At 62.3% G+C, this 20,081-nt stretch carries 15 protein-coding genes and 1 pseudogene; 10 read left to right on the top strand and 6 right to left on the bottom strand.

Features of this window, described 5'->3' with window-relative positions:
- The 3 genes and pseudogenes from FFS45_RS39580 to FFS45_RS39570 form a co-directional block, all read right to left on the bottom strand.
- Window positions 1-115: pseudogene (locus FFS45_RS39580) on the bottom strand (ABC transporter permease); the annotation flags it as partial.
- 56 nt (window positions 116-171) lie between these two features.
- Complete coding sequence (locus FFS45_RS39575; RefSeq protein ID WP_137960049.1) at window positions 172-1,077, bottom strand: ABC transporter permease; 906 nt, start codon at window positions 1,075-1,077, stop codon at window positions 172-174.
- Window positions 1,070-2,161 (bottom strand): ABC transporter ATP-binding protein, encoded by a 1,092-nt coding sequence (locus tag FFS45_RS39570; protein WP_137960048.1) that lies wholly within the window; start codon window positions 2,159-2,161, stop codon window positions 1,070-1,072. Before FFS45_RS39570 ends, FFS45_RS39575 begins: the two co-directional genes overlap by 8 nt.
- A gap of 300 nt (window positions 2,162-2,461) precedes the next feature.
- Between FFS45_RS39570 and FFS45_RS39565 the strand changes: the two genes are divergently transcribed.
- The gene (locus FFS45_RS39565) at window positions 2,462-3,340 is read left to right on the top strand and encodes an IclR family transcriptional regulator (protein WP_137960047.1); all 879 of its coding nucleotides are present in this window, start codon (window positions 2,462-2,464) and stop codon (window positions 3,338-3,340) included.
- 97 nt (window positions 3,341-3,437) lie between these two features.
- Here the strand turns inward: FFS45_RS39565 and FFS45_RS39560 are convergent, their stop codons facing one another.
- Window positions 3,438-4,010, bottom strand: coding sequence for a cupin domain-containing protein (locus FFS45_RS39560; RefSeq protein WP_137960046.1), 573 nt, complete (start codon window positions 4,008-4,010; stop codon window positions 3,438-3,440).
- A gap of 963 nt (window positions 4,011-4,973) precedes the next feature.
- Here FFS45_RS39560 and FFS45_RS39555 point away from each other — a divergent pair.
- The 6 genes from FFS45_RS39555 (at window position 4,974) to FFS45_RS39530 (ending at window position 12,047) form a co-directional block, all read left to right on the top strand.
- Window positions 4,974-6,497 carry an oligopeptide:H+ symporter gene (locus FFS45_RS39555; RefSeq protein ID WP_137960045.1) on the top strand — a complete coding sequence of 508 codons (1,524 nt, stop codon included), beginning with the start codon at window positions 4,974-4,976 and terminating at the stop codon, window positions 6,495-6,497.
- 386 nt (window positions 6,498-6,883) lie between these two features.
- Window positions 6,884-7,333: an HU family DNA-binding protein gene (locus tag FFS45_RS39550; RefSeq protein WP_137960044.1), complete on the top strand. Its 450-nt coding sequence runs from the start codon at window positions 6,884-6,886 to the stop codon at window positions 7,331-7,333.
- Window positions 7,334-7,719: 386 nt separating this feature from the next.
- The gene (locus tag FFS45_RS39545; protein WP_137960043.1) at window positions 7,720-9,129 is read left to right on the top strand and encodes a circularly permuted type 2 ATP-grasp protein; all 1,410 of its coding nucleotides are present in this window, start codon (window positions 7,720-7,722) and stop codon (window positions 9,127-9,129) included.
- Between the two features lie 203 nt (window positions 9,130-9,332).
- Window positions 9,333-10,283, top strand: a complete 951-nt coding sequence (locus FFS45_RS39540; RefSeq protein ID WP_137960042.1) for an alpha-E domain-containing protein — start codon at window positions 9,333-9,335, stop codon at window positions 10,281-10,283.
- Between the two features lie 12 nt (window positions 10,284-10,295).
- Window positions 10,296-11,096 (top strand): transglutaminase family protein, encoded by an 801-nt coding sequence (locus FFS45_RS39535; protein WP_137960041.1) that lies wholly within the window; start codon window positions 10,296-10,298, stop codon window positions 11,094-11,096.
- 72 nt (window positions 11,097-11,168) lie between these two features.
- Window positions 11,169-12,047 (top strand): proteasome-type protease, encoded by an 879-nt coding sequence (locus FFS45_RS39530; protein WP_137960040.1) that lies wholly within the window; start codon window positions 11,169-11,171, stop codon window positions 12,045-12,047.
- Between the two features lie 244 nt (window positions 12,048-12,291).
- Here the strand turns inward: FFS45_RS39530 and FFS45_RS39525 are convergent, their stop codons facing one another.
- Both FFS45_RS39525 and FFS45_RS39520 read right to left on the bottom strand, forming a co-directional pair.
- Window positions 12,292-13,431 (bottom strand): porin, encoded by a 1,140-nt coding sequence (locus FFS45_RS39525; protein ID WP_137960039.1) that lies wholly within the window; start codon window positions 13,429-13,431, stop codon window positions 12,292-12,294.
- 382 nt (window positions 13,432-13,813) lie between these two features.
- Window positions 13,814-15,217: a YihY/virulence factor BrkB family protein gene (locus FFS45_RS39520; RefSeq protein WP_137960038.1), complete on the bottom strand. Its 1,404-nt coding sequence runs from the start codon at window positions 15,215-15,217 to the stop codon at window positions 13,814-13,816.
- A gap of 223 nt (window positions 15,218-15,440) precedes the next feature.
- Here FFS45_RS39520 and fdnG point away from each other — a divergent pair, with 223 nt between their 5' ends.
- Genes fdnG through FFS45_RS39505 form a run of 3 tightly spaced genes read left to right on the top strand, consistent with a single transcriptional unit; the run spans window position 15,441 to window position 20,078 of the window.
- The gene (gene fdnG, locus FFS45_RS39515; protein WP_137960037.1) at window positions 15,441-18,512 is read left to right on the top strand and encodes a formate dehydrogenase-N subunit alpha; all 3,072 of its coding nucleotides are present in this window, start codon (window positions 15,441-15,443) and stop codon (window positions 18,510-18,512) included.
- A 17-nt stretch (window positions 18,513-18,529) separates the two neighbouring features.
- Window positions 18,530-19,447, top strand: a complete 918-nt coding sequence (gene fdxH, locus FFS45_RS39510; RefSeq protein ID WP_137960036.1) for a formate dehydrogenase subunit beta — start codon at window positions 18,530-18,532, stop codon at window positions 19,445-19,447.
- A gap of 4 nt (window positions 19,448-19,451) precedes the next feature.
- On the top strand, window positions 19,452-20,078 hold the full coding sequence (locus FFS45_RS39505) for a formate dehydrogenase subunit gamma (RefSeq protein ID WP_137960035.1): 627 nt from the start codon (window positions 19,452-19,454) through the stop codon (window positions 20,076-20,078).
- Window positions 20,079-20,081 lie beyond the last annotated feature (3 nt).

Genomic DNA, 20,081 nt, shown 5'->3' with positions numbered 1-20,081 from the left:
GCGTCAGGGTTTCGTCCGGCGTGAAGGCGACCAGCACCACGATGGCGAGCGGCGCCAGCACGAACAGGATCACGAGCGCATGAAAGATCAGCGCGATTGGGCCGTTTTTTCTCATCGTATTTCCGTCGTCTTCCGGGAGAGCGTGGGGTTGGCCTGGGGTTAGCCTGGTAATTAGCCCATGCTCCGGGCGTACCTGCGCTCCAGCAGCCGGTAGTAGCTGAGCATCACAATCAGGTTCGCGACCAGCAGCAGCACGGCGATGGTGGCGCCGAGCGGCCAGTTCAGCGAACCGAGGAATTCGTCATAGACGGCGGTGGCCGCCACCTTCAGGCGCCGCCCGCCGAGCAGGCCGGGAATCGCAAATGCGCTTGCGGACAGGCCGAACACCATCAGGCTGCCGGACAGAATGCCGGGTGTCAGTTGCGGCAACACGATGCGCCGCAGTGTCGTGGCAGGCGAGGCCATCAGCGAGAGGGCCGCGTTCTCGGTTTGCGGATCGAGCTTTTGCAAGGCGGTCCAGACCGGAATCACCATGAACGGCAGCATCACGTGCACGAGCGCGATGACAATCGCGAAGGTCGTGTATTCGAGCTTGTACGGTCCCATTCCGACAAGGCCGAACGCCTGATTCACGAGGCCGTTGCTGTTGAGCAGCATGCTCCAGCCGAATGCCCGCACCACGACCGACACCAGCAGCGGCGCCAGAATCACCAGCAGAAACAGCGAGCGCCACGGATCGCGCATGCGTGAGAGCACATAGGCCTCAGGCGTGCCGATCACGACGCATAGCAGGGTGGTCAGGAGGGCGATGCCAAAGGTGCGCAGAAAGATCGTGTGAAAGTAGCCGGATTTCAGCACTTCCACGTAATTGCCGAACTGGAATGCGGCGATGGGGCCGCTCGACGGATCGAAGCGGTAGAACGTCAGGATGAGCGTCATGACGAGCGGAATCAGCACCAGTGCCACGAACAGCAGGAAGGCCGGGGCGCACATCAGCCAGAGCGGCAGGTACGCATGCCAGGGAGCGCGCCGTGGCTTGCGGGTGCTGTCCGTGGAAAGAGGCAGCGTGCTAGCCATGGCTCGCCTCCCGCTGCACGAAGCGGATCGCCTCGCTATTCCAGTCGACGCCCACCGCCGCGCCTTCCGCGAGCGGCTCCGTGCCTTCGTTCTGGCAGCACACCAGCACCTCGCCGAGCTTCGAATCGACGCGATAGAGCCATTGGCTGCCCAGGAAGAAGCGGCTCGTGACCGTGGCCGCGAGACGCCCCGCCTCCGGTGCGCAGAGCCGCAGTTTTTCGGGGCGGATGCATAGCGTGACGGCGTCGCCGATGTTCACGACGCGCTCGCGCATCGGCAGTTGCGCGGTGTTACCGGTTTCGGCGAGGTTGTGCCCGAGGTCGATGCGGATGGCGTCGCCGTCGCGCGCGACGATGGTGCCCGGCAGCATATTGGCCTTGCCGATGAACTGCGACACGAAGTGGTTTTCAGGGCGCTCGTAGGCCCGATACGGCGTATCGATCTGCGTGATGCGGCCTGCTTCCATCACCACCACGCGGTCGCTGATCGAGAGCGCTTCCGACTGGTCGTGCGTGACCATGATGGTGGTCGTGCCGATCTTGCGCTGGATTGCGCGCAGTTCGAACTGCATGTCCTCGCGCAGCTTGGCGTCGAGATTCGACATCGGTTCGTCGAGCAGCAGTACTGGCGGCGCAATCACGATGGCGCGGGCAATGGCTACGCGCTGCCGCTGGCCGCCGGAGAGTTCGCGTGGAAAGCGGTGCGCGAGCGCATCGAGCCGCACCAGCGCCAGCGCTTCGCAGACCCGCCCGTTGCGCTCGGCCTTGCCGACGCCGCGCATCTCCAGACCGAACGCGACGTTCTGCGCGACGCTCATGTGCGGAAACAACGCGTAGCTCTGAAACACGATGCCGAGGCCGCGCTGGTTCGGCCTGGTATGTGTGATGTCGCGGCCGTCGAGCGTGATGCGCCCGCGCGTGGTCTCGACGAAACCCGCGATCATTTGCAATGTGGTGGTCTTGCCGCAACCGGACGGACCGAGCAGCGAAACGAACTCGCCTTTTTCCACCGACAGATTCAGGTCGGCGACGGCATGCAGGTCGCCGAACGATTTCGCTACGTCGGTGAGGGTGAGGAACGACATGGTCTGGCCTTTCGGTGCGCGGGCACCGGCTGAATCGACAAATCTGCTGGAGCCGACTCTAGCCAGCCAAATTACGCGTCGTCAAATGCAAATTCCGTTTGGCGGTATAAAGATAGGAAAAATTCCATTGAACGAAATGAGTTGAGTGGGAAGTACAGACTTTGTTCCATTGCGTGATCTACGAGGAATCCCTAAGAAGGCAATGCTAATCCGGGCGTGACAGGTGCCGTAGCACTATTCCATCCAAGAATAAAACACTCTATAGTGTTCCGTACAGTGGAATAAGTTCAAGGAAAAGCCATGAATGCAGCCGCAAAACGAAAAGTGGCGGAGCCCGGCCCGGCCGACACCCCGGAGGCGCCCGGCACCGGCATGCTGCAGCGCTCGTTTGCGGTGATTCGCGCGCTGGCCGACGCGCAGCCGGACGGCGGCCGTGTCACGCGGCTTGCGAAAGCGGTCGGGCTGACCCAGGGCACGGTGCATCGCATCCTGCATGCCCTGATCGCCGAGGGGATGGTCGAGCAGGACGAAAACTCGAAGCTCTATCGCCTGAGCGTCGAATTTTTCGCGCTCGCGGCGCAGGCCGGCAATCCGAGCGGTATGCGCACACTGTGCCGTCCGGCCTTGCTACGCCTGTGCGCGAGCCTCGGCGACACGATTTTCCTGCTGGTGAAGAGCAGCTTCGACGCGGTCTGTCTGGATATCTGCGAAGGGCCGTTTCCGATCCGCTCGTTTACCGGCGACATTGGCGGGCGCGTGGCGCTCGGCGTCGGCCAGGGGAGTCTCGCGATTCTGGCGTTCTTGCCGGAAGCCGAGCGCGAGGAGATCATCCGCTTTAACGTGCCGCGAATTCGCGGCTATGGCGTGCTCGATGAGGTTTATCTGCGTACCGAGATCGAGCGGGTGCGGCAGTTGGGCTACGCGGGGCGCAATAGCGGCCTGCTGGACGGCATGGCCGGCGTGGCGGTGCCGATTCTGGACCGCACCGGCGTGGCGGTGGCCGCGCTTAGCGTCGGTACGCTTGCCGCGCGGCTTGGCGACGATCGCTTGCCGATGGTGGTCGAATTGCTGCGGCGCCAGGCCCAGGCGCTCGGACCCCAGACCAATCCGTTTGACGTCGCCTTGCGCCGGCCGATGCATGGACTTTCACGCGTCATGACAACCGAGCGGATTACCTGAGCCGCGAGCGCGGCAGTCCTGGCTAGGCAGTAGTCCTGACAACACGGAAAGCAGGCCGGCTCTTGACGGATGCTCAATCCGCAAGAGCGCCTGGCGCTTAGAACAGCCGTGGGGTTCCTACCCAGACAACCAGGGTTTCGGTGCGCGCCGTATTGGCCCAGCTATGCGGCACGGTCGACTCGTAGTGGGCGCTATCGCCCGCTTTCAGCGCGAAAGTCTTGCCTTCCAGCGTGAGCGAAACCTTGCCGCTGATTACATACAGAAACTCTTCGCCTGCATGTGTGTTGACCTCGGAACGCTTCTGGCCGGGCGGCATCTTGACGAGGATCGCTTCGAGCTGCCGGCCGCCGGTCAGGTTGGTCAGGCGCGCGAACAGGTTGGCGGAATCGGCGAAACCGAAAAACTTCAACTGGTCGCCACGGCTGACCGAACGCTCCTCGCTGGGGGTGTCGACGAAGTACTGCACGGTGACGCCGAGGGCGCTGGCAATCCCCGCCAGCGACGTGAGAGACGGGGTGGCAAGGCCGCGTTCCACCTGCGACAGGAAGGGTTTGGAGATGCGTGCCGCTGTGGCTGTGTCATCGAGCGTGCGTTTCAGGCGCTGCCTCAGCGCGCGTATCTTGCTACCCAGTTCGAGGGCCGGATTTTTGTTTTCAGTTTTCGTGACCATAGCGAGGTGAATCAGCCCGTCAAAAATATGTTTGATGTTAGTAAACAAAGTTTGATAGTCTTGTGGACCATCGCAAATGCGTGAGTATGCCTGTGAGGCATTTATTTTCGAAGCGACTCGCTATGTTGCCAGAAGCCCGCTCCGGCTTGCAGATCGCAGATTGCGGCTCTCCGGGGAGGCGTCGAAAATCACGCGGACGCGGGTAAGACGATATTAGGTCGCGCTTTTTTAGCCTTTTAAATTCATGCGATCAATGCGTCGCATGCTTAAATAAACTGATGCATTTCGAATTCATGGATGATATCGCGTGGCACGCCCCGGCAGAATGCGCGATTGCGCTTGAGAGGCACGGCGGGCATCAGTGAATTCCCTGAGTGACGGCGGACCCTATGCTCTGCAGAATCGCGCTCGCTTGCGGGGCCGCTTCGACTTTCGCCCCGCCGGCTGTTTGCCATCCCATGCACAGCGATCCTGTGCGTGGAACCATGAGCGGCGCGGCTTACCCCGTCTGCGCCGTCGACCTGAGATGAATATCACCGTTGACCCGAATCGCCACACCTGCTTCAGCGCCTACCCGCATGGGCCGCTGCTTGCCGCCGCTGCGCCGAGCCGCGCACGCGATGCTTTATCATGGGGGCCATTTCGCTTCATCCCGCCCGGCTTCGTTATGGCGCGATTTATTGCTCGCGCTGTGGTCCGCGCTATTGCCGGCACTATTGCCCGCGCAGCCGCCCCCGCAGTTGCCGGTTCAGTTGCCGGATATCCGGCGCGCGTTCTGGCGGATCAGGCTCCTGCTTCCCCACCCGGTTTGCTCCGCCTTGATACGCGGATGAGCGTGCTCATGCCGCGCGGCATCCGCGCGACGGCAACCCGACGTTTCCCGACCCGGTTTCCAGACCCAGTTTCCCGCGACGCGCTCACCAACCGGCGCGCCGCTGCAATCGCAAGAACACGAGGTACACGATGAATTCAACCGTATCCCAGACTCGATCGTTTTCGACCGTCTTCCTGATCGAGATGTGGGAGCGTTTCGGCTACTACGGCATGGCCGCGCTGTTGGTCCTGTTCATGATCGACAAGCTCGGCTTCACCGACAGTCACGCCACGCTCACCTGGGGCGCTTTCACGGCGCTGGTCTACGCAGCGCCGTCGGTCGGCGGCTGGATCGGCGACAAGATTCTCGGCACCCGCCGCACCATGGTGTTCGGCGCGCTGGTGCTGTCGTGCGGCTATCTGATGCTCGCCATGCCGAACGACCAGCTCAACTACATGTACGCCTCGCTCGGCGTGATCGTGGTGGGCAACGGCCTGTTCAAGGCCAATGCCGCGAATCTCGTGCGGCGCATCTATGAAGGCGACGATGCGCGCATCGACAGCGCATTCACGATTTACTACATGGCGGTCAACATCGGTTCGACGGTGTCGATGCTCGCCACGCCCTGGATCAAGGATCATTGGGGCTGGCATGCGGCGTTTGCCGTGTGCTGCGGCGGCATGCTGCTCGCCGTGCTGAACTACTTCATCATGTTCCGCACGCTGGCGCATGTGGGCTCTGCGCCGGACGCCGAACCGGTCCGCTGGGGCCGCGTGGGCGCCGTGCTGCTCGGTGGCGCCGCGCTTGGCGTGGCGACCATGTTCGTGCTGCAGCATAAGGCGATTGCGGTGGCCTGCGTCTATACGGCGGGCGTCGCGATTCTGGCGATCTTCGGCTACATGCTCGCCAAATGCGAGCAGTCGGAACGTGCTGGCCTGATCGCCGCGCTGGTTTTGACACTGCAGGCCATCCTGTTCTTCGTGTTCTATCAGCAGATGTCGACCTCGCTCACGCTCTTCGCGGTGCGCAACGTCGATCCGCATTTCTCGCTGTTCGGCGTCTCGCTCTTCACCTGGAGCGCGGCCCAGTTCCAGGCGCTCAACCCGATCTGGATCATGATGCTGAGCCCGATTCTCGCGGTGCTGTACACGCAACTGTCGAAGAGCGGCAATGACGTGTCGGTGGCGGTGAAGTATGCAATCGGCTTCGTGGTCGTGGCGGCAGGCTTTTTCGTGTACGCCGTGAGCGGCCGCTATGCGGTGGATGGCCGGGTCTCGTCGTGGTTCATGGTGGGCGGCTATGGCCTGTACTCGCTGGGCGAGTTGCTGGTGAGCGGCCTCGGGCTGGCGATGATTGCGCGCTATGTGCCGGCACGCATGAGCGGCTTCCTGATGGGCGCATATTTCGTGGCGAGCGGCGTCTCGGGTTACCTGGGCAGCGTGGTGGCGAACTTCGCGCAGATGCCCTCGGGCGATCTCGATCCGCTGCAGTCGCTGCCGCTCTACACGAAGCTGTTCATGGGCCTCGGCTGGCTCGCGGCGCTCGGCGCTCTCGTCGCCGTGCTGCTGCTGCTGCCGCTGATGAACCGCCTGTCGCGTGAGCATCATCGCTGCGCGAACGAAGCGCGCGAAGGCGCGCAGCGCGCGGGACAACTCTCCGCCGCCGCGGAGTAAGCAACGGGCGGGGCCCTTCGCGGACCCCGCGAAACGAACGGAACAGGGGCGCGCCAGGCTGGCGCGCCCCTGTTCCGTTTACGGCGGCTTCCATGCCTGCCTGTAGGGTTTTTCTGCTTTCGCGGCAGTGTTTGCCCGGGCGTTCGCGCTGACGATGCGAGACGAGACACTCTGTCGCAAGCGCTGGCCGGCGCCTGCCGAATCGCGTTTACCCCCTGAAATACGGGTTAAAAAGTGTTGCGGAGTCAGCGCCGCGCAACAAACCGTAACGCTTATACACAAAAGAGTCGCGCAAAACGCCATAGCGCTTGTAGAATCCGGCCTTGAAGCGTGCGCATACCGCGGACGCTTCTTGCATTCACTGACCAACAACAGGTAGGAGAAACATGCCGACTTCCGCAAAAAAGGTGGCCAAGAAGGCTGCCACGGTACCGACCAAGAAGGTTGCTGCTGCGAAGAAAGTTCCTGCGAAGAAAGTCGTCGCAGCTAAGAAGGTCGCCGTGAAGGCGTCCGGCGCACCGTCGCCGATCAAGGACACCTTCACGAAGGCCTCGTTGGCTGCACACGTCGCAGAACGTGCTGCTGTTGAACCGAAGGCTGCCAAGGCTGTGCTGGCCGCGCTCGAAGAGACCATCCTCGGCGCAGTCCACAAGAAGGGTGCTGGCGAATTCACGCTGTCGGGTCTTCTGAAGATCGTCGTGCAGGAAGTGCCGGCGAAGAAGAAGCGCTTCGGCAAAGACCCGTTCACGGGCGAAGAGCGTTGGTTCCCGGCCAAGCCGGCTAGCGTGCGCATCAAGGCACGTCCGCTGAAGAAGCTGAAGGACGCAGCAGCGTAACGAACGTGCATGGCGCCATGCCGTTTTCGAACGGCAAACGGTGCTGTGCCGCTCTGAGCGGTGCAAAGTTCAGAAAGTGCAAAATCCCCGCGGGTGTAAACCCGCGGGGATTTTTTATTGCCGCGCGCCGGCTCTGCTTGCGCCCAATGCCGGTGGGAGATTGCGGCCCTACGCCCACTCCAGGGGATTCAATGCACTGCAGTAGCGCATTGCGGGCCGCCGCAGTACGATGATGTCGGAGCCGTGCCGGCCGTATGCGCTGTTCGTGTGCATTCATTGGGGTTTGCGTGCGGAAAGCCAATGGCATAGCGCTTGCTTTGAAGCTTGTCGAACACCGAATGCGCAGCGCATTCGCCTTCTATCCGACAACAAGAGCGGGGCGTGACATGCGATGCTATGACGAGATGCGTCATCACGATGAAGTCGTGCGGCCACATTACGCACGCTTCGAACGTTGGCTGGTCAAGCAGGGCAACGAGGCAATCGCGCGCAAGCGCGCGGAGGCAGACCTGCTGTTTCGCCGTGTGGGCATTACCTTCGCGGTCAACGGCGACCTGTCCGGCACAGAACGGCTGATACCGTTCGATCTGATCCCGCGGATCATTCCGCGCGGCGAATGGCAAACCCTCGAAGCGGGTCTGCGGCAGCGGGTTCAAGCACTCAACCTGTTTATCCACGACGTTTATCACGACCGCAATATCGTGCGGGCCGGCATCGTCCCGGCTGAACAGGTCTATACCAATGCGCAGTACCGGCCGGAGATGCAGGGCGTCAACGTGCCGCTCGGCGTCTACGCGCACATTGCCGGAGTCGACGTGGTGCGGGCCGGTGAAGACGGCGCGTTCTACGTGCTCGAGGACAACCTGCGGGTGCCGTCGGGCGTCTCCTATATGCTGGAAAACCGCAAGATGATGATGCGGTTGTTCCCGGAACTGTTCGTGCAGAACCGCATTGCGCCGGTGGCGCACTACCCGGACCTGCTGCTCGATACGTTGCGCTCGGTCGCGCCTGAGGGTGTCGACGATCCGGTGGTGGTGGTGCTTACGCCGGGCATGTACAACTCGGCGTACTTCGAGCACACCTTCCTTGCCCAGCAGATGGGCGTGGAACTGGTGGAAGGCAAAGACCTGTTCGTCGACGACAACTACGTGTTCATGCGCACCACGCAGGGCCCGAAGCGCGTCGACGTGATCTATCGCCGGGTGGACGACGACTTTCTCGACCCGCTTGCCTTCCGTACCGATTCGGCGCTTGGCGTGCCGGGTCTGCTGACCTCGTACCGGGCCGGGCGGGTGGCGCTTGCCAACGCCATGGGCACCGGTATCGCCGACGACAAATCGATCTATCCGTACGTGCCGGAGATGATCGAGTTTTACCTCGGCGAGAAGCCGATCCTCAACAACGTGCCGACGTTCCAGTGCCGCAAGCCGGACGATCTCGCCTACACGCTCGCGCACTTGCCTGAGCTGGTGGTGAAGGAAGTGCATGGCGCGGGCGGCTATGGGATGCTGGTGGGACCGGCCTCCACCGCGGCGGAAATCGAAGCGTTCCGCGCCCGTCTGATTGCGCGTCCGGCGGGCTATATCGCGCAGCCTACGCTAGCGTTGTCGGCGTGCCCGACTTTTGTGGAGGCGGGCATCGCGCCGCGCCATATCGACCTGCGCCCGTTCGTGCTGTCCGGCAAGACCGTGACGATGTGCGCGGGCGGCCTGACCCGGGTTGCCTTGCAGGAAGGGTCGCTGGTGGTCAATTCATCGCAGGGAGGCGGCACCAAAGACACCTGGATGGTCGACTGAAGGGGTTGCGGGTTCCGCCGCCGCGAGTTTTACGGTGGCCGTATCCGCGACAAGAAAAGCCGGCGCGAGAAACGTTACTGCGACGTCACTGCGACGTCAAAGCGACGTACCAACACGTACTAGCGACGTCCTGGCGCGCCGGCGCAAGCGGGTAACCAGCGCGGGCATACAACGCCCAGCGTCATCAATCATGGAAAGCCGTCATGCTAAGCCGCACTGCCGACCACCTCTTCTGGATGGCCCGTTACATGGAGCGCGCCGAAAATACCGCGCGCATGCTGGATATCAACCTGAAGGCGCTGCTGTTGCCGCAGACGCCTGAGCAGGAGGCGCGCGCGCAGCGTTCGGTGTTGCGCATCTCCGAACTGGAGACGGCCTTTTCGCAACGCTACGACGAACCGACGCGCGAAAATGTGCTCGATTTCATGGTGGCGGACGCGACCAACCCGTCGAGCATTCATTCGTGCCTGCAGGCCGCGCGTGAAAACGCCCGCGCCGTGCGCGGCACGCTGACCACCGAATGGTGGGAGACGATCAATGACACCTGGCTCCAGTTCAACGAGCGGACCGCGGCCGGCCAGCTCACCACCAGTCCGGATTCGTTGTTCGAGTGGGTCAAGTTCCGCTCGCACCTGTCGCGCGGCGTGACGATCGGCACTGCGCTGCAGGACGATGCGTTCTTCTTTACGCAGCTCGGCACTTATCTGGAGCGCGCCGACAACACCGCGCGGATTCTCGACGTGCGCTTTGCCGACGTCGAGCCGAATTCGCGCGACGCCACGCGCCAGCTCGAAGACTTCTATTACTGGACCTCGATTCTCAGTTCGGTGTCGGCGCTGGAGATCTATCGCAAGGTGTATCGCGACGTCGTCACGCCGGCCCGGGTGGTCGAACTGATGATCCTGAACCAGCAGATGCCGCGCTCGTTGCTGGCCTCCCTGGATGGCGTCTGCAACAACCTGGCGATGCTACGCACCTCGGGTTCCAACCAGTGCGAGCGTTTTGCCGGCAAGCTGCGCGCCGAACTGGTCTACTCCGACATCCGGCAGATTTTCGAAGCCGGTCTGCACGCCTATCTGACGCAATTCCTGGCCCGCGTGTTCGAACTCGGCAACCTGGTTGCGCGTACCTATCTGATGCTGCCAGTCGCCTGACGGAGTTTCTCTATGTACCTGACGATCCGCCACGACACCGCCTATCGCTACGAAGCGACGGTTCACTATTCGATCCAGCAACTGCGTCTCACGCCTGCGAGCGGCGCGTCGCAGACGGTGCGGCGCTGGAGCATCGATGCCCCGGGCAAGCTCGACTCGACTTTCGACGCCTACGGCAACGTGCTGCATACGCTGGTGCTGAACAAGCCGCACAGCGAGATCCACCTGCATGTAGCCGGGGAGGTCGATACGTTTCCGCTCGTCGACGGCCTGCTGCGCGACACGGTCGGCCCTGTTCCGCTCGAACATTTCACCTGTGCCACGCGTCTGACCGAAGCCGATGGGGCGGTGCGCGAACTGGCCGAGTCCGTGCCGACGCTCGCCATGCCTGCCGGGCTCATCAAGCTCTCCGAGGAGATCGTGCAGCGCGTGAAATACCAGCCGGGGATCACCGAGGTGACCAGCACCGCGGCCGAAGCGCTCGCGCTCGGCAGCGGGGTTTGCCAGGACCACGCGCATCTGATGCTGGCGTGCTGTCGTGCGCGCGGCATTCCGGCGCGTTACGTGAGCGGCTATATCGAGCCCGGCGACGTGCCGCATGGCGCGAGCCACGCATGGGTCGACGTCTGGCTCGAAGGTGCGGGGTGGATTTCCGTAGACGTCACGCATGCCGCGTTTGCCAGCGAAATCTACTGCCGGCTCGCGGCGGCGCGCGACTACGAGGCGGCGGCGCCGGTCCGCGGGCGGCGCATCGGCGGCCTGGACGAGAAACTGAACGTCTCCGTGACGGTCAGTGCGCAATCGCCACAGTAGGGTCGAACGCACAAGGACCGCGGCGACGTCGCATTACAATAACGGCGTTTGCTGGTCTTTCTGGATATTTCTATGACTTACTGTGTGGCGATGTGCGTGGACGACGGGCTCGTCTTCTTGTCCGATACCCGTACCAATGCCGGCGTCGATCACATCAGCACCGCGCGCAAGATGACGGTGTTCGAGCAGCCCGGCGAGCGCGTGCTGGTGCTGCTCGGCGCGGGCAATCTCTCGCTGACCCAGGCCGTGCTGCACGAGTTGAGCGAGCCGGGCGACGCCGACCAGCCCACGCTGTGGAGCGCGCCGACCATGGCCGACGCGGCCCGGGTGGTGGGCAAGGCGGTGCGCGACGTGCATCAGCGCGAGGCTCAGGCGTTGCAGGAATTCGGCGTCGACTTCAATTGCAGCTTTATCCTCGGCGGGCAGATTGCCGCCGCCGGCAAGGCGCGTGAAGCGCGGCAGCACCTGTTCATGATCTACGCGGCGGGGAATTTCATCGAATCCTCGGCGGTGAACCCGTATTTCCAGATTGGCGAGTCGAAATACGGCAAGCCGATCATCGACCGCGTGCTGACGCCCAGCACGCCGCTCGACGAGGCCGCCAAGTGCGCGCTGATCTCAATGGACTCGACGCTGCGCTCGAATCTGTCGGTCGGGCTGCCGCTCGACTTGCTGGTCTACGAAAAGGACGCGTTGAGGGTCACGCGTTTCGTTTCCGTGGATCACGACAACGCCTACTTTGAAATGATCCACCGCACCTGGGGCGAGCGGCTGCGCCAGGTGTTCGGGGAGATTCCGGACCCTGACTGGCAGGAGTCGGCTAACGTGCCGCTGCAGCGCCCCGAGCGTGCGCTGGTGATGCATCGTGCGCCAGTGGGCGGCGATGAGGCGGTGGAAGCGAAGCCGGCTCAGACGCTGGCGCAGGCTGAGAGGAATAAGGCGCAGCGGTAGGGGCTGTAGGGTTCGAGGCTCGGCGCGGGTTCAGGCTCAGGGGGCTGCCGTCGCATCGGGTCTCGCGGCCGCTGGTCCGGGTGGCCCCGCTCCAAAGTACGCTGTTGTCCCTATAGAGGCGTTCGCCTTCACCGCGTTTGCCGATTCCGCAAAAATCCCCGCACCAATGAAAAAAGCCAGCCACCGGCTTGTTGCCTGTGGCTGGCTTTTGACAGCGTCCTGCTCTGGCTGTCCGTCAAGTCGATTAGAACTTGTGACGGATACCGAGGCTGACGATTGCTTGCGAGTTCGAAGCCGATTCGGCGTCGTAGTCGGCAACCGACGCCACAGCGCCCGTGCCCGATGCCCTTTGCCATGCGCCGACCAGATACACGTCCGTGCGCTTCGACAGGTTGTAGTCGCCGCCCAGCGAGATCTGGTTATACGAAGCCGACTCGCCGTTGCCCGAACCGTGCGTGAACGTGTAGCCCAGACCCAGCAATGCTGCCGGCGTCAGTTGGTAGTTCACGAAGCCAGCACCGACGTTGTAACGTTCCGTCGAGGTGAACGACGAGAATGCATCCGGCTTGTACTGTGCGTTGCTGTAACGCAGGCCAGCCGTGACCGGTCCGATCACGTATTGTGCGCCGACAGAAGCGATACCGATCGACTTGGCCGACTGGTACGGCAGGTTGATCGAGTTGAACGTGCCGTCCGACGTACCGCTCCAGCCCGCTGCACGACCTGCCAGGGTGTCGGAGCCGTTGTCCATGCGGATGTAGCCAGCAGCGACGCTGAACGGACCGTTTGCGTAGGTTGCTGCGCCGGACCAGGTTTGACCTTGGCCCGTCGAACCTGCCACGCCGCCGAATGCGTACAACGCTTCGAACTGGAAGCCAGAGTAGGTGTTCGACGTGTACTTGATTGCGTTGCTGGTACGCGAGCTGTTGTCGTTGTTGTCAACGTCGCTCGGCGTGGTGAACGTGGAGCCCCAATAGTTGTCAGCCGTGACTGCCTGAACCAGGTCGACAACCGGGTCGTACTGGCGGCCAATCGTCACCGTACCGAACTGGTCGCTCTGCAGGCCGACGTATGCCTGACGGCCGAATTCGCGGCTGCCCTGACCCAGCTTACCGTTGTTCGGGTTAAAGCCGTTTTCCAACTGGAAGATCGCCTTCAGGCCACCGCCCAGGTCTTCCGTACCCTTCAAGCCCCAGCGGTTGCCTTGCAGGTTGCCTGCGGCCAGACCAATCGAGCTCTTGTTGCTGTTCGAGACGTTGTTGTTATTGATGTACTGGATCGAGTCGTCGAGAACGCCATAGAGGGTGACGCTGCTTTGAGCATGGGCTGCACCTGCGGCGCCCAGCAGTGCCAGCGAGAGGCTAGTCAGTGCGAATTTTTTCATCCATTTCTCCACGCATGGTTGGTTTCGTTGTTGCGGAAAGGAGAATAACGCAGGGCCTCTGAAGGGTAATACTGAAAAAAAATGAGTGTCTCGTAAACGTGACACCCCCCGAAAGTGCTTATGTAGCAAGCCCACTAAGTATTATTGCTGATATAGCAATACTTCATGCCGGAAACGGCATTATTGTTGTTTCGCTGATAGTGGATGCGTCAGCATTCGTCATTCAAACGTGTATTTGAAAGTTCGGCGTAATTTTCTTGTCTACGAGAATTCACACGGCGGGCTGTGCCTGCCGGCGTGTCATCCAGCAAGAATCAGTCTGCATGCTGGACAGTTTCGCCCGGATGTGGGTGTTCTCCCTGATACGCGGTGTAAAAAGGGTTCAACGCTCGTCATCGGTTGCCTGAGCGGCAGATGCGCCGTCCCCACGGCGGCGACCGGCGACGGCGGTGACCAGCAGGGCCGCGCCGGCGGCCATCAAGAGCGATCGCCACGGGTTGTGCTTGACGTAGCGGTCCGCCGCTGACGCCTTACGGCCGGCTTCCAGCAGCGTTGATGCGGCCACGCGCGTCGCCTGGCCTTCTGCGCGAACCACCTTGCGGCCAATACTGGCCACCGCGCGAACGTCGACAGCGGTCACCGGCGCGCGTCGCTTCGCGGTTTGCGACGGTTGCTGACCAGGCATGCTCGCAGCGGCGCTTGCGCTGCCTGAATCGCCCGTGGCGCTTGCCGTGCGGGCCACGGCACCGCCATCCGCCGCAGCACCGCCCGTTTTCGCCATCGCCTCGGCCAGCTTTGTCCCGGCTTCCGGACTACCCGGCCCCTGTGAGGAAATCGTCGACGCCGCCAGCACCGATGCCAGCTTCGCCCGGCTTCCCGCCGGCGCTTCTTCCAGCTGACCCCAGGCGCCGCGCGGATCGTGCAGCCTGCCGCGCGCCGCGGAGAACTCCGCGCCGAGCAACAGCACGACCGCCGAGAAGTACAGCCACATCAGCAGCACCGCCAGCGAGCCAGCCGCGCCGAACGAATTCGCCATGCCGGCATGCGCGATATAGAGCGCAAAGAGCTTCTTGCCCGCCGAGAACAGCACGGCCGCGACTACCCCGCCCACCATCGCGTCGCGCCAGCGGACCACGGCGTCCGGCAAGAACTTCAGCAGGGCGGCAAAGGCGAAGGCCAGCACCAGCAGCCCGACCAGCAACTGCAGCAGATTGCCGATCACCACATACGGCGAGTTGCCCCACAGCCACTGGCCGATAAAGGTGATGGCGGTATCGAGCACGAGCGAGACAATCAGCAGGAACGCCACGCCGAGCACGAGCCCAAACGAAATCAGCCGCACCCGCACCAGCGCGATCACGCTCGACGAGCGCGGCCCGGTAAGCGGCCAGACGATATTCAACGCGCTATTGAGTGAAGAGAAGGTGGCCGACGCGCCGATGGCCAGTAATACGAACGAAATGATGGCCGCGATGCCACCTGCGCCGCCGGCGTGCCGGGCATTCTGGACGATCACCTGGACGCCCGCGGCGGCCTGGTCGCCAAGCAGTCCGTGTATATGCGCGAAGAGTTCGCCGCGGGCGGCTTGCGCGCCGAAGAACCAGCCTGCCACGGCGATCACCATGACGAGAGTGGGTGCGAGCGAGAACGCGGCGTAGAACGCGATGCCGGCCGCCATGGCAGCGCACCGGTCCTCAGCGAACTTCCTGAACGCGCCGATCGCCCATGAAGCCTGGCGGCGGGCTGCATGCTGCAATTTGTCGGCGGATAGCGTGTCGATGTCCATAGTGCCTCTTGACGGGATCGCGCCGCCGAATGCCGCGCGGGCAGGCTTCGGCGGTAGGACAGGCATGCCGTCGTGGCTTGCAAGCTGTATGCCTGTCACTATACCAAGGACGGTCCCGAATCAGGGTATGTCCGGTACCGGCTACGGGCTGTCGGAACTAATCTATTTAGGAAGCACTTTATTCTTTTTAGTGTTCCCCACAACGCCAAAGCCGAGGACCACCATGCTGCAAATGTCCCGGCGCCAGTTCCTGAAGGTAACGGCGTCGACGCTGGCCGGATCGAGCCTCGCTCTGATGGGCTTCTCTCCGGACACCGCTCTCGCCGAAGTCCGGCAGTACAAACTGGCGCGCACCACTGAAACCCGCAACACCTGTCCGTATTGCTCGGTAGGCTGCGGGATCCTCATGTACGGCCTGGGCGACGGCGCGAAGAACGCCACCGCCAGCATCATTCATATAGAAGGCGATCCCGATCACCCGGTCAACCGCGGCACACTGTGTCCGAAGGGGGCGAGCCTGATCGACTTCATTCACAGCCCGAGCCGCCTGAAGTACCCCGAGTATCGGGCGGCCGGCTCCGAGCAGTGGCAGCGTATCTCGTGGGACGACGCGCTCGACCGCATCGCGAAGCTGATGAAGGCCGACCGCGATGCCAACTTTGTCGAAACCACGGAAGACGGCAAGAAGGTCAACCGCTGGCTGACCACCGGGATGCTGGCCGCCTCCGCAGGCAGCAACGAGGTGGGGTATCTGACGCACAAAACCGTGCGCAGCATGGGGATGCTCGCATTCGACAACCAGGCGCGTGTCTGACACGGCCCGACGGTGGCAGGTCTTGCCCCGACGTTTGGCCGTGGATCGATGACGAACCATTGGGTCGACATCAAGAACGCGGACGTGATTCTGGTGATGGGCGGCAATGCCGCCGAAGCGCACCCGTGCGGCTTCAAGTGGGTGGCCGAAGCCAAGGCGCACCGCAAGGCGCGCCTGATCGTGGTCGACCCGCGCTTCACGCGGACCGCATCGGTGGCGGATTATTACGCGCCGATTCGCACCGGCACGGACATCATCTTCCTCGGCGGGGTGATCAACTATCTGCTGACGAACGACAAGATCCAGCACGAGTACGTAAAGAACTACACGGACTTCCCGTTCATCGTGCGCGAGGACTTCGCGTTCAACGACGGCATTTATTCCGGCTACAACGCGGACAAGCACAGCTATCCCGACAAGGAGAGCTGGGACTACGAGCGCGGCGACGACGGCTTTGTGAAGGTTGACATGACGCTGCAGGATCCGCGCTGCGTCTACAACCTGCTCAGGCAGCACTACTCGCGTTATACGCCCGAGATGGTCGAGAAGACCTGCGGCACGCCCAGGGAGAAGTTCCTCAAGGTCTGCGAGATGCTCGCCACCACGGCGGTACCCGGCCGGGCCGGGACGATCCTCTACGCACTCGGCTGGACGCACCACTCGGTCGGCGCGCAGATGATCCGCACCGGTGCGATGGTGCAACTGCTGCTTGGCAACATAGGCATTGCCGGTGGCGGCATGAATGCGCTGCGCGGCCACTCGAATATCCAGGGGCTGACGGACCTCGGGCTGATGTCGAACCTGCTGCCGGGCTACATGACGCTGCCGATGGAAGCCGAGCAGGACTACGCCGGCTACATCAAGAAACGCGCGACTCAGCAGTTGCGGCCTAATCAGTTGAGCTACTGGAAGAACTACGGCGCGTTTTTCGTGAGCTTCATGAAGGCGTGGTGGGGCGACGCGGTCAGCGCCGACAACAACTGGGGCTACGACTATCTGCCCAAGCTCGATAAGTCATACGACTTGCTGCAGGCCATCGAACTGATGGATCAGGGCAAGATGAACGGCTACATCGCGCAGGGCTTCAATGTGCTGGCGTCGTCGCCGAACAAGGCGAAGACCGCCTCTGCGCTGAGCAAGCTGAAGTGGCTGGTGGTAATGGACCCGCTCGCCATCGAGACGGCGGACTTCTGGAAGAACCACGGCGAGTACAACGACGTGGACGCCTCGAAGATCCAGACCGAAGTGTTTCGCTTACCCACCACGTGTTTCGCGGAGGAACGCGGCTCGCTGGTGAGTTCGAGCCGCGTGCTGCAATGGCACTGGCAGGGCGCGGAGGGCCCCGGCGAAGCGAAGAGCGATCTGGAGATCATGTCGGGGATTTTCCTGCGCATGCGCAAGGCATATCAGGAGCAGGGCGGCAAGTACCCGGACCCGATCCTCAAGTTGGCCTGGCCCTACGCGAACCCGGCAAGCCCGACGCCGGAAGAGCTGGCGATGGAGTACAACGGCAAAGCTGTCACCGACCTCACCGACCCGAAGGACCCGACCAAGGTACTGGTGAAGAAGGGCGAGCAACTGGCCAGTTTTGCGCAACTGAAGGACGACGGCTCGACCTCGAGCGGTTGCTGGATCTTCTGCGGCGCATGGACCCAGGCGGGTAACCAGATGGGGCGGCGCGACAACTCGGACCCGACCGGCATTGGCCAGACATTGAACTGGGCATGGGCGTGGCCGGTCAACCGGCGGATTCTCTATAACCGGGCGTCCTGCGACCTGAACGGCAAACCGTTCGATCCTACCCGCAAGCTAATTGGCTGGAATGGCGCCACCTGGAGCGGGGCCGACGTGCCCGACTTCAAGGTGGATGAGCCGCCGGAAAACGGCATGGGACCGTTCATCATGAACCCGGAAGGCGTGGCGCGCTTCTTCGCCCGCGACATGATGAACGAAGGGCCGTTCCCCGAGCATTACGAGCCGTTCGAGACTCCGCTCGGCTACAACACGCTGCATCCGCAGAACGCGCAGGCCACCAGCAACCCGGCAGCGCGCGTGTTCCCCGACGACCGCGCGGCTTTCGGCAAGGCGGCGGAGTTCCCGCATACGGCGACCACCTATCGTCTGACCGAACACTTCCACTTCTGGACCAAGCATGCGCGCCTGAATTCGATCGTTCAGCCGCAGCAGTTCGTGGAGATTGGCGAAGACCTCGCGAAAGAGGTGGGTGTGGTGGCGGGCGACCGTGTGAAGGTGTCGTCCAACCGTGGCTACCTGATTGCGGTGGCGGTGGTGACCAAGCGTATCAAGCCGCTGATGATCGACGGCAAGAAGGTGCAGACGGTGGGGATTCCGTTGCACTGGGGCTTCAAGGGGCAGACGAAGCCGGGGTATATCACCAACACGCTGACGCCGGTGGTGGGCGACGGGAATTCGCAGACACCGGAATTCAAGTCGTTCCTGGTGAAGGTCGAGAAGGCATAGGGGGCGCGAGATAGAAAATGGCACTTCAATCATTGGATATCAAGCGTCAGTCGGCCACCACCGTGCAGCCTCCGGCGGTGCGCGAGCCGGTGACCGGCACGGTGGCGAAGCTGATCGACGTCAGCAAATGCATTGGCTGCAAGGCTTGTCAGACGGCGTGCATGGAGTGGAACGACCTGCGCGACGAGGTGGGAATCAACCACGGCGTCTACGACAACCCGATGGACCTGAGCGAGCATTCGTGGACGGTGATGCGCTTCTCCGAGTACGAGAACCCGGACGGCAACCTCGAATGGCTGATCCGCAAGGACGGCTGCATGCACTGTGAGGACCCGGGCTGCCTGAAAGCGTGCCCGTCGCCGGGTGCGATCGTGCAGTACACGAACGGCATCGTCGATTTTCATGAAGAGAACTGCATTGGCTGCGGTTATTGCGTGACCGGCTGCCCGTTCAACGTGCCGCGCATTTCGAAGAAGGACAACCGGGCATACAAATGCACGCTATGTTCCGACCGTGTGGCGGTGGGCCAGGAACCCGCATGCGTGAAGACCTGTCCGACCGGCGCGATTGTGTTCGGCACCAAGGAAGACATGAAACAGCACGCAGCGGAGCGCATCGAGGACCTGAAGGAACGCGGTTTCGAGCACGCCGGGCTATATGACCCGCCGGGTGTAAGCGGCACGCATGTGATGTATGTGCTGCACCACGCGGATCAGCCGTCGCTGTACCACGGCTTGCCGGACAATCCGCGCATCAGCCCGATGGTGCGCCTGTGGAAGGGCATGGCGAAACCGCTGGCGGTGGCGGGCATTGCGCTGGCGGCGCTATCCGGGTTCTTCCACTACATACGGGTGGGGCCGAACGAGGTGACGGAAGACGACGAAGTGGCTGCGCGGGATGAAGCAAGGCGCATTCGTGATGAACGCGAGGAGTAGCGAGATGAAGTCACACGACCCGAATCTGATTGTGCGTTATACGGCCAATGAGCGGACGAATCACTGGATCACGGCGATTACGTTTGTGTTGCTGGCGTTGTCCGGGTTGGCGCTGTTTCACCCGTCGATGTTCTGGCTGACGGCGTTGTTCGGCGGCGGGCAGTGGACACGGATTCTGCATCCGTTTGTGGGCCTGGTGATGTTTGTGTCGTTCTTCATACTTGCAGTGCGGTTTTGGCATCACAACTATCTGGATCGCGACGATGTGCAGTGGCTGCGGCAGATTGATGATGTGCTCGCTAATCGCGAGGAGGATTTGCCTGAGATTGGGCGGTATAACGCTGGGCAGAAGCTCTTGTTCTTTGCGATGGTTGTGTGTCTTTTTTTGCTGCTTTGCAGTGGGGTGGTGATCTGGCGGCGGTATTTTTCCTTTTATTTTCCCATTGAGATCGTGCGCCTTGCGGCTGTTGTTCATGCTGTTGCAGCGTTTGTGCTTATTGTTGGGATTGTTGTTCATGTTTATGCTGCTATCTGGATTAAAGGGTCCGTTGGGGCTATGGTGCGTGGGACCGTTAGTGTGGGGTGGGCTAGGAAGCATCATGCTAAGTGGTTTAGGGAGGGGGTTAAGTAGGGG

Origin of the sequence: Burkholderia sp. 4M9327F10, from assembly GCF_005503145.1 — a bacterium.
In the GTDB taxonomy this organism is placed as follows: Bacteria; Pseudomonadota; Gammaproteobacteria; order Burkholderiales; family Burkholderiaceae; genus Paraburkholderia.
The sequence above is the reverse complement of the archived record's forward strand: the minus strand, read 5'-3'. Positions and strand labels throughout refer to the sequence as shown.

Excerpts from the sequence above, each read along its gene's own strand:
- FFS45_RS39575 (WP_137960049.1), bottom strand. The coding sequence starts at position 1,077 with ATGGCTAGCACGCTGCCTCTTTCCACGGACAGCACCCGCAAGCCACGG.
- FFS45_RS39570 (WP_137960048.1), bottom strand. The coding sequence starts at position 2,161 with ATGTCGTTCCTCACCCTCACCGACGTAGCGAAATCGTTCGGCGACCTG.
- FFS45_RS39565 (WP_137960047.1), top strand. The coding sequence starts at position 2,462 with ATGAATGCAGCCGCAAAACGAAAAGTGGCGGAGCCCGGCCCGGCCGAC.
- FFS45_RS39560 (WP_137960046.1), bottom strand. The coding sequence starts at position 4,010 with ATGGTCACGAAAACTGAAAACAAAAATCCGGCCCTCGAACTGGGTAGC.
- FFS45_RS39555 (WP_137960045.1), top strand. The coding sequence starts at position 4,974 with ATGAATTCAACCGTATCCCAGACTCGATCGTTTTCGACCGTCTTCCTG.
- FFS45_RS39550 (WP_137960044.1), top strand. The coding sequence starts at position 6,884 with ATGCCGACTTCCGCAAAAAAGGTGGCCAAGAAGGCTGCCACGGTACCG.
- FFS45_RS39545 (WP_137960043.1), top strand. The coding sequence starts at position 7,720 with ATGCGATGCTATGACGAGATGCGTCATCACGATGAAGTCGTGCGGCCA.
- FFS45_RS39540 (WP_137960042.1), top strand. The coding sequence starts at position 9,333 with ATGCTAAGCCGCACTGCCGACCACCTCTTCTGGATGGCCCGTTACATG.
- FFS45_RS39535 (WP_137960041.1), top strand. The coding sequence starts at position 10,296 with ATGTACCTGACGATCCGCCACGACACCGCCTATCGCTACGAAGCGACG.
- FFS45_RS39530 (WP_137960040.1), top strand. The coding sequence starts at position 11,169 with ATGACTTACTGTGTGGCGATGTGCGTGGACGACGGGCTCGTCTTCTTG.
- FFS45_RS39525 (WP_137960039.1), bottom strand. The coding sequence starts at position 13,431 with ATGAAAAAATTCGCACTGACTAGCCTCTCGCTGGCACTGCTGGGCGCC.
- FFS45_RS39520 (WP_137960038.1), bottom strand. The coding sequence starts at position 15,217 with ATGGACATCGACACGCTATCCGCCGACAAATTGCAGCATGCAGCCCGC.
- fdxH (WP_137960036.1), top strand. The coding sequence starts at position 18,530 with ATGGCACTTCAATCATTGGATATCAAGCGTCAGTCGGCCACCACCGTG.
- FFS45_RS39505 (WP_137960035.1), top strand. The coding sequence starts at position 19,452 with ATGAAGTCACACGACCCGAATCTGATTGTGCGTTATACGGCCAATGAG.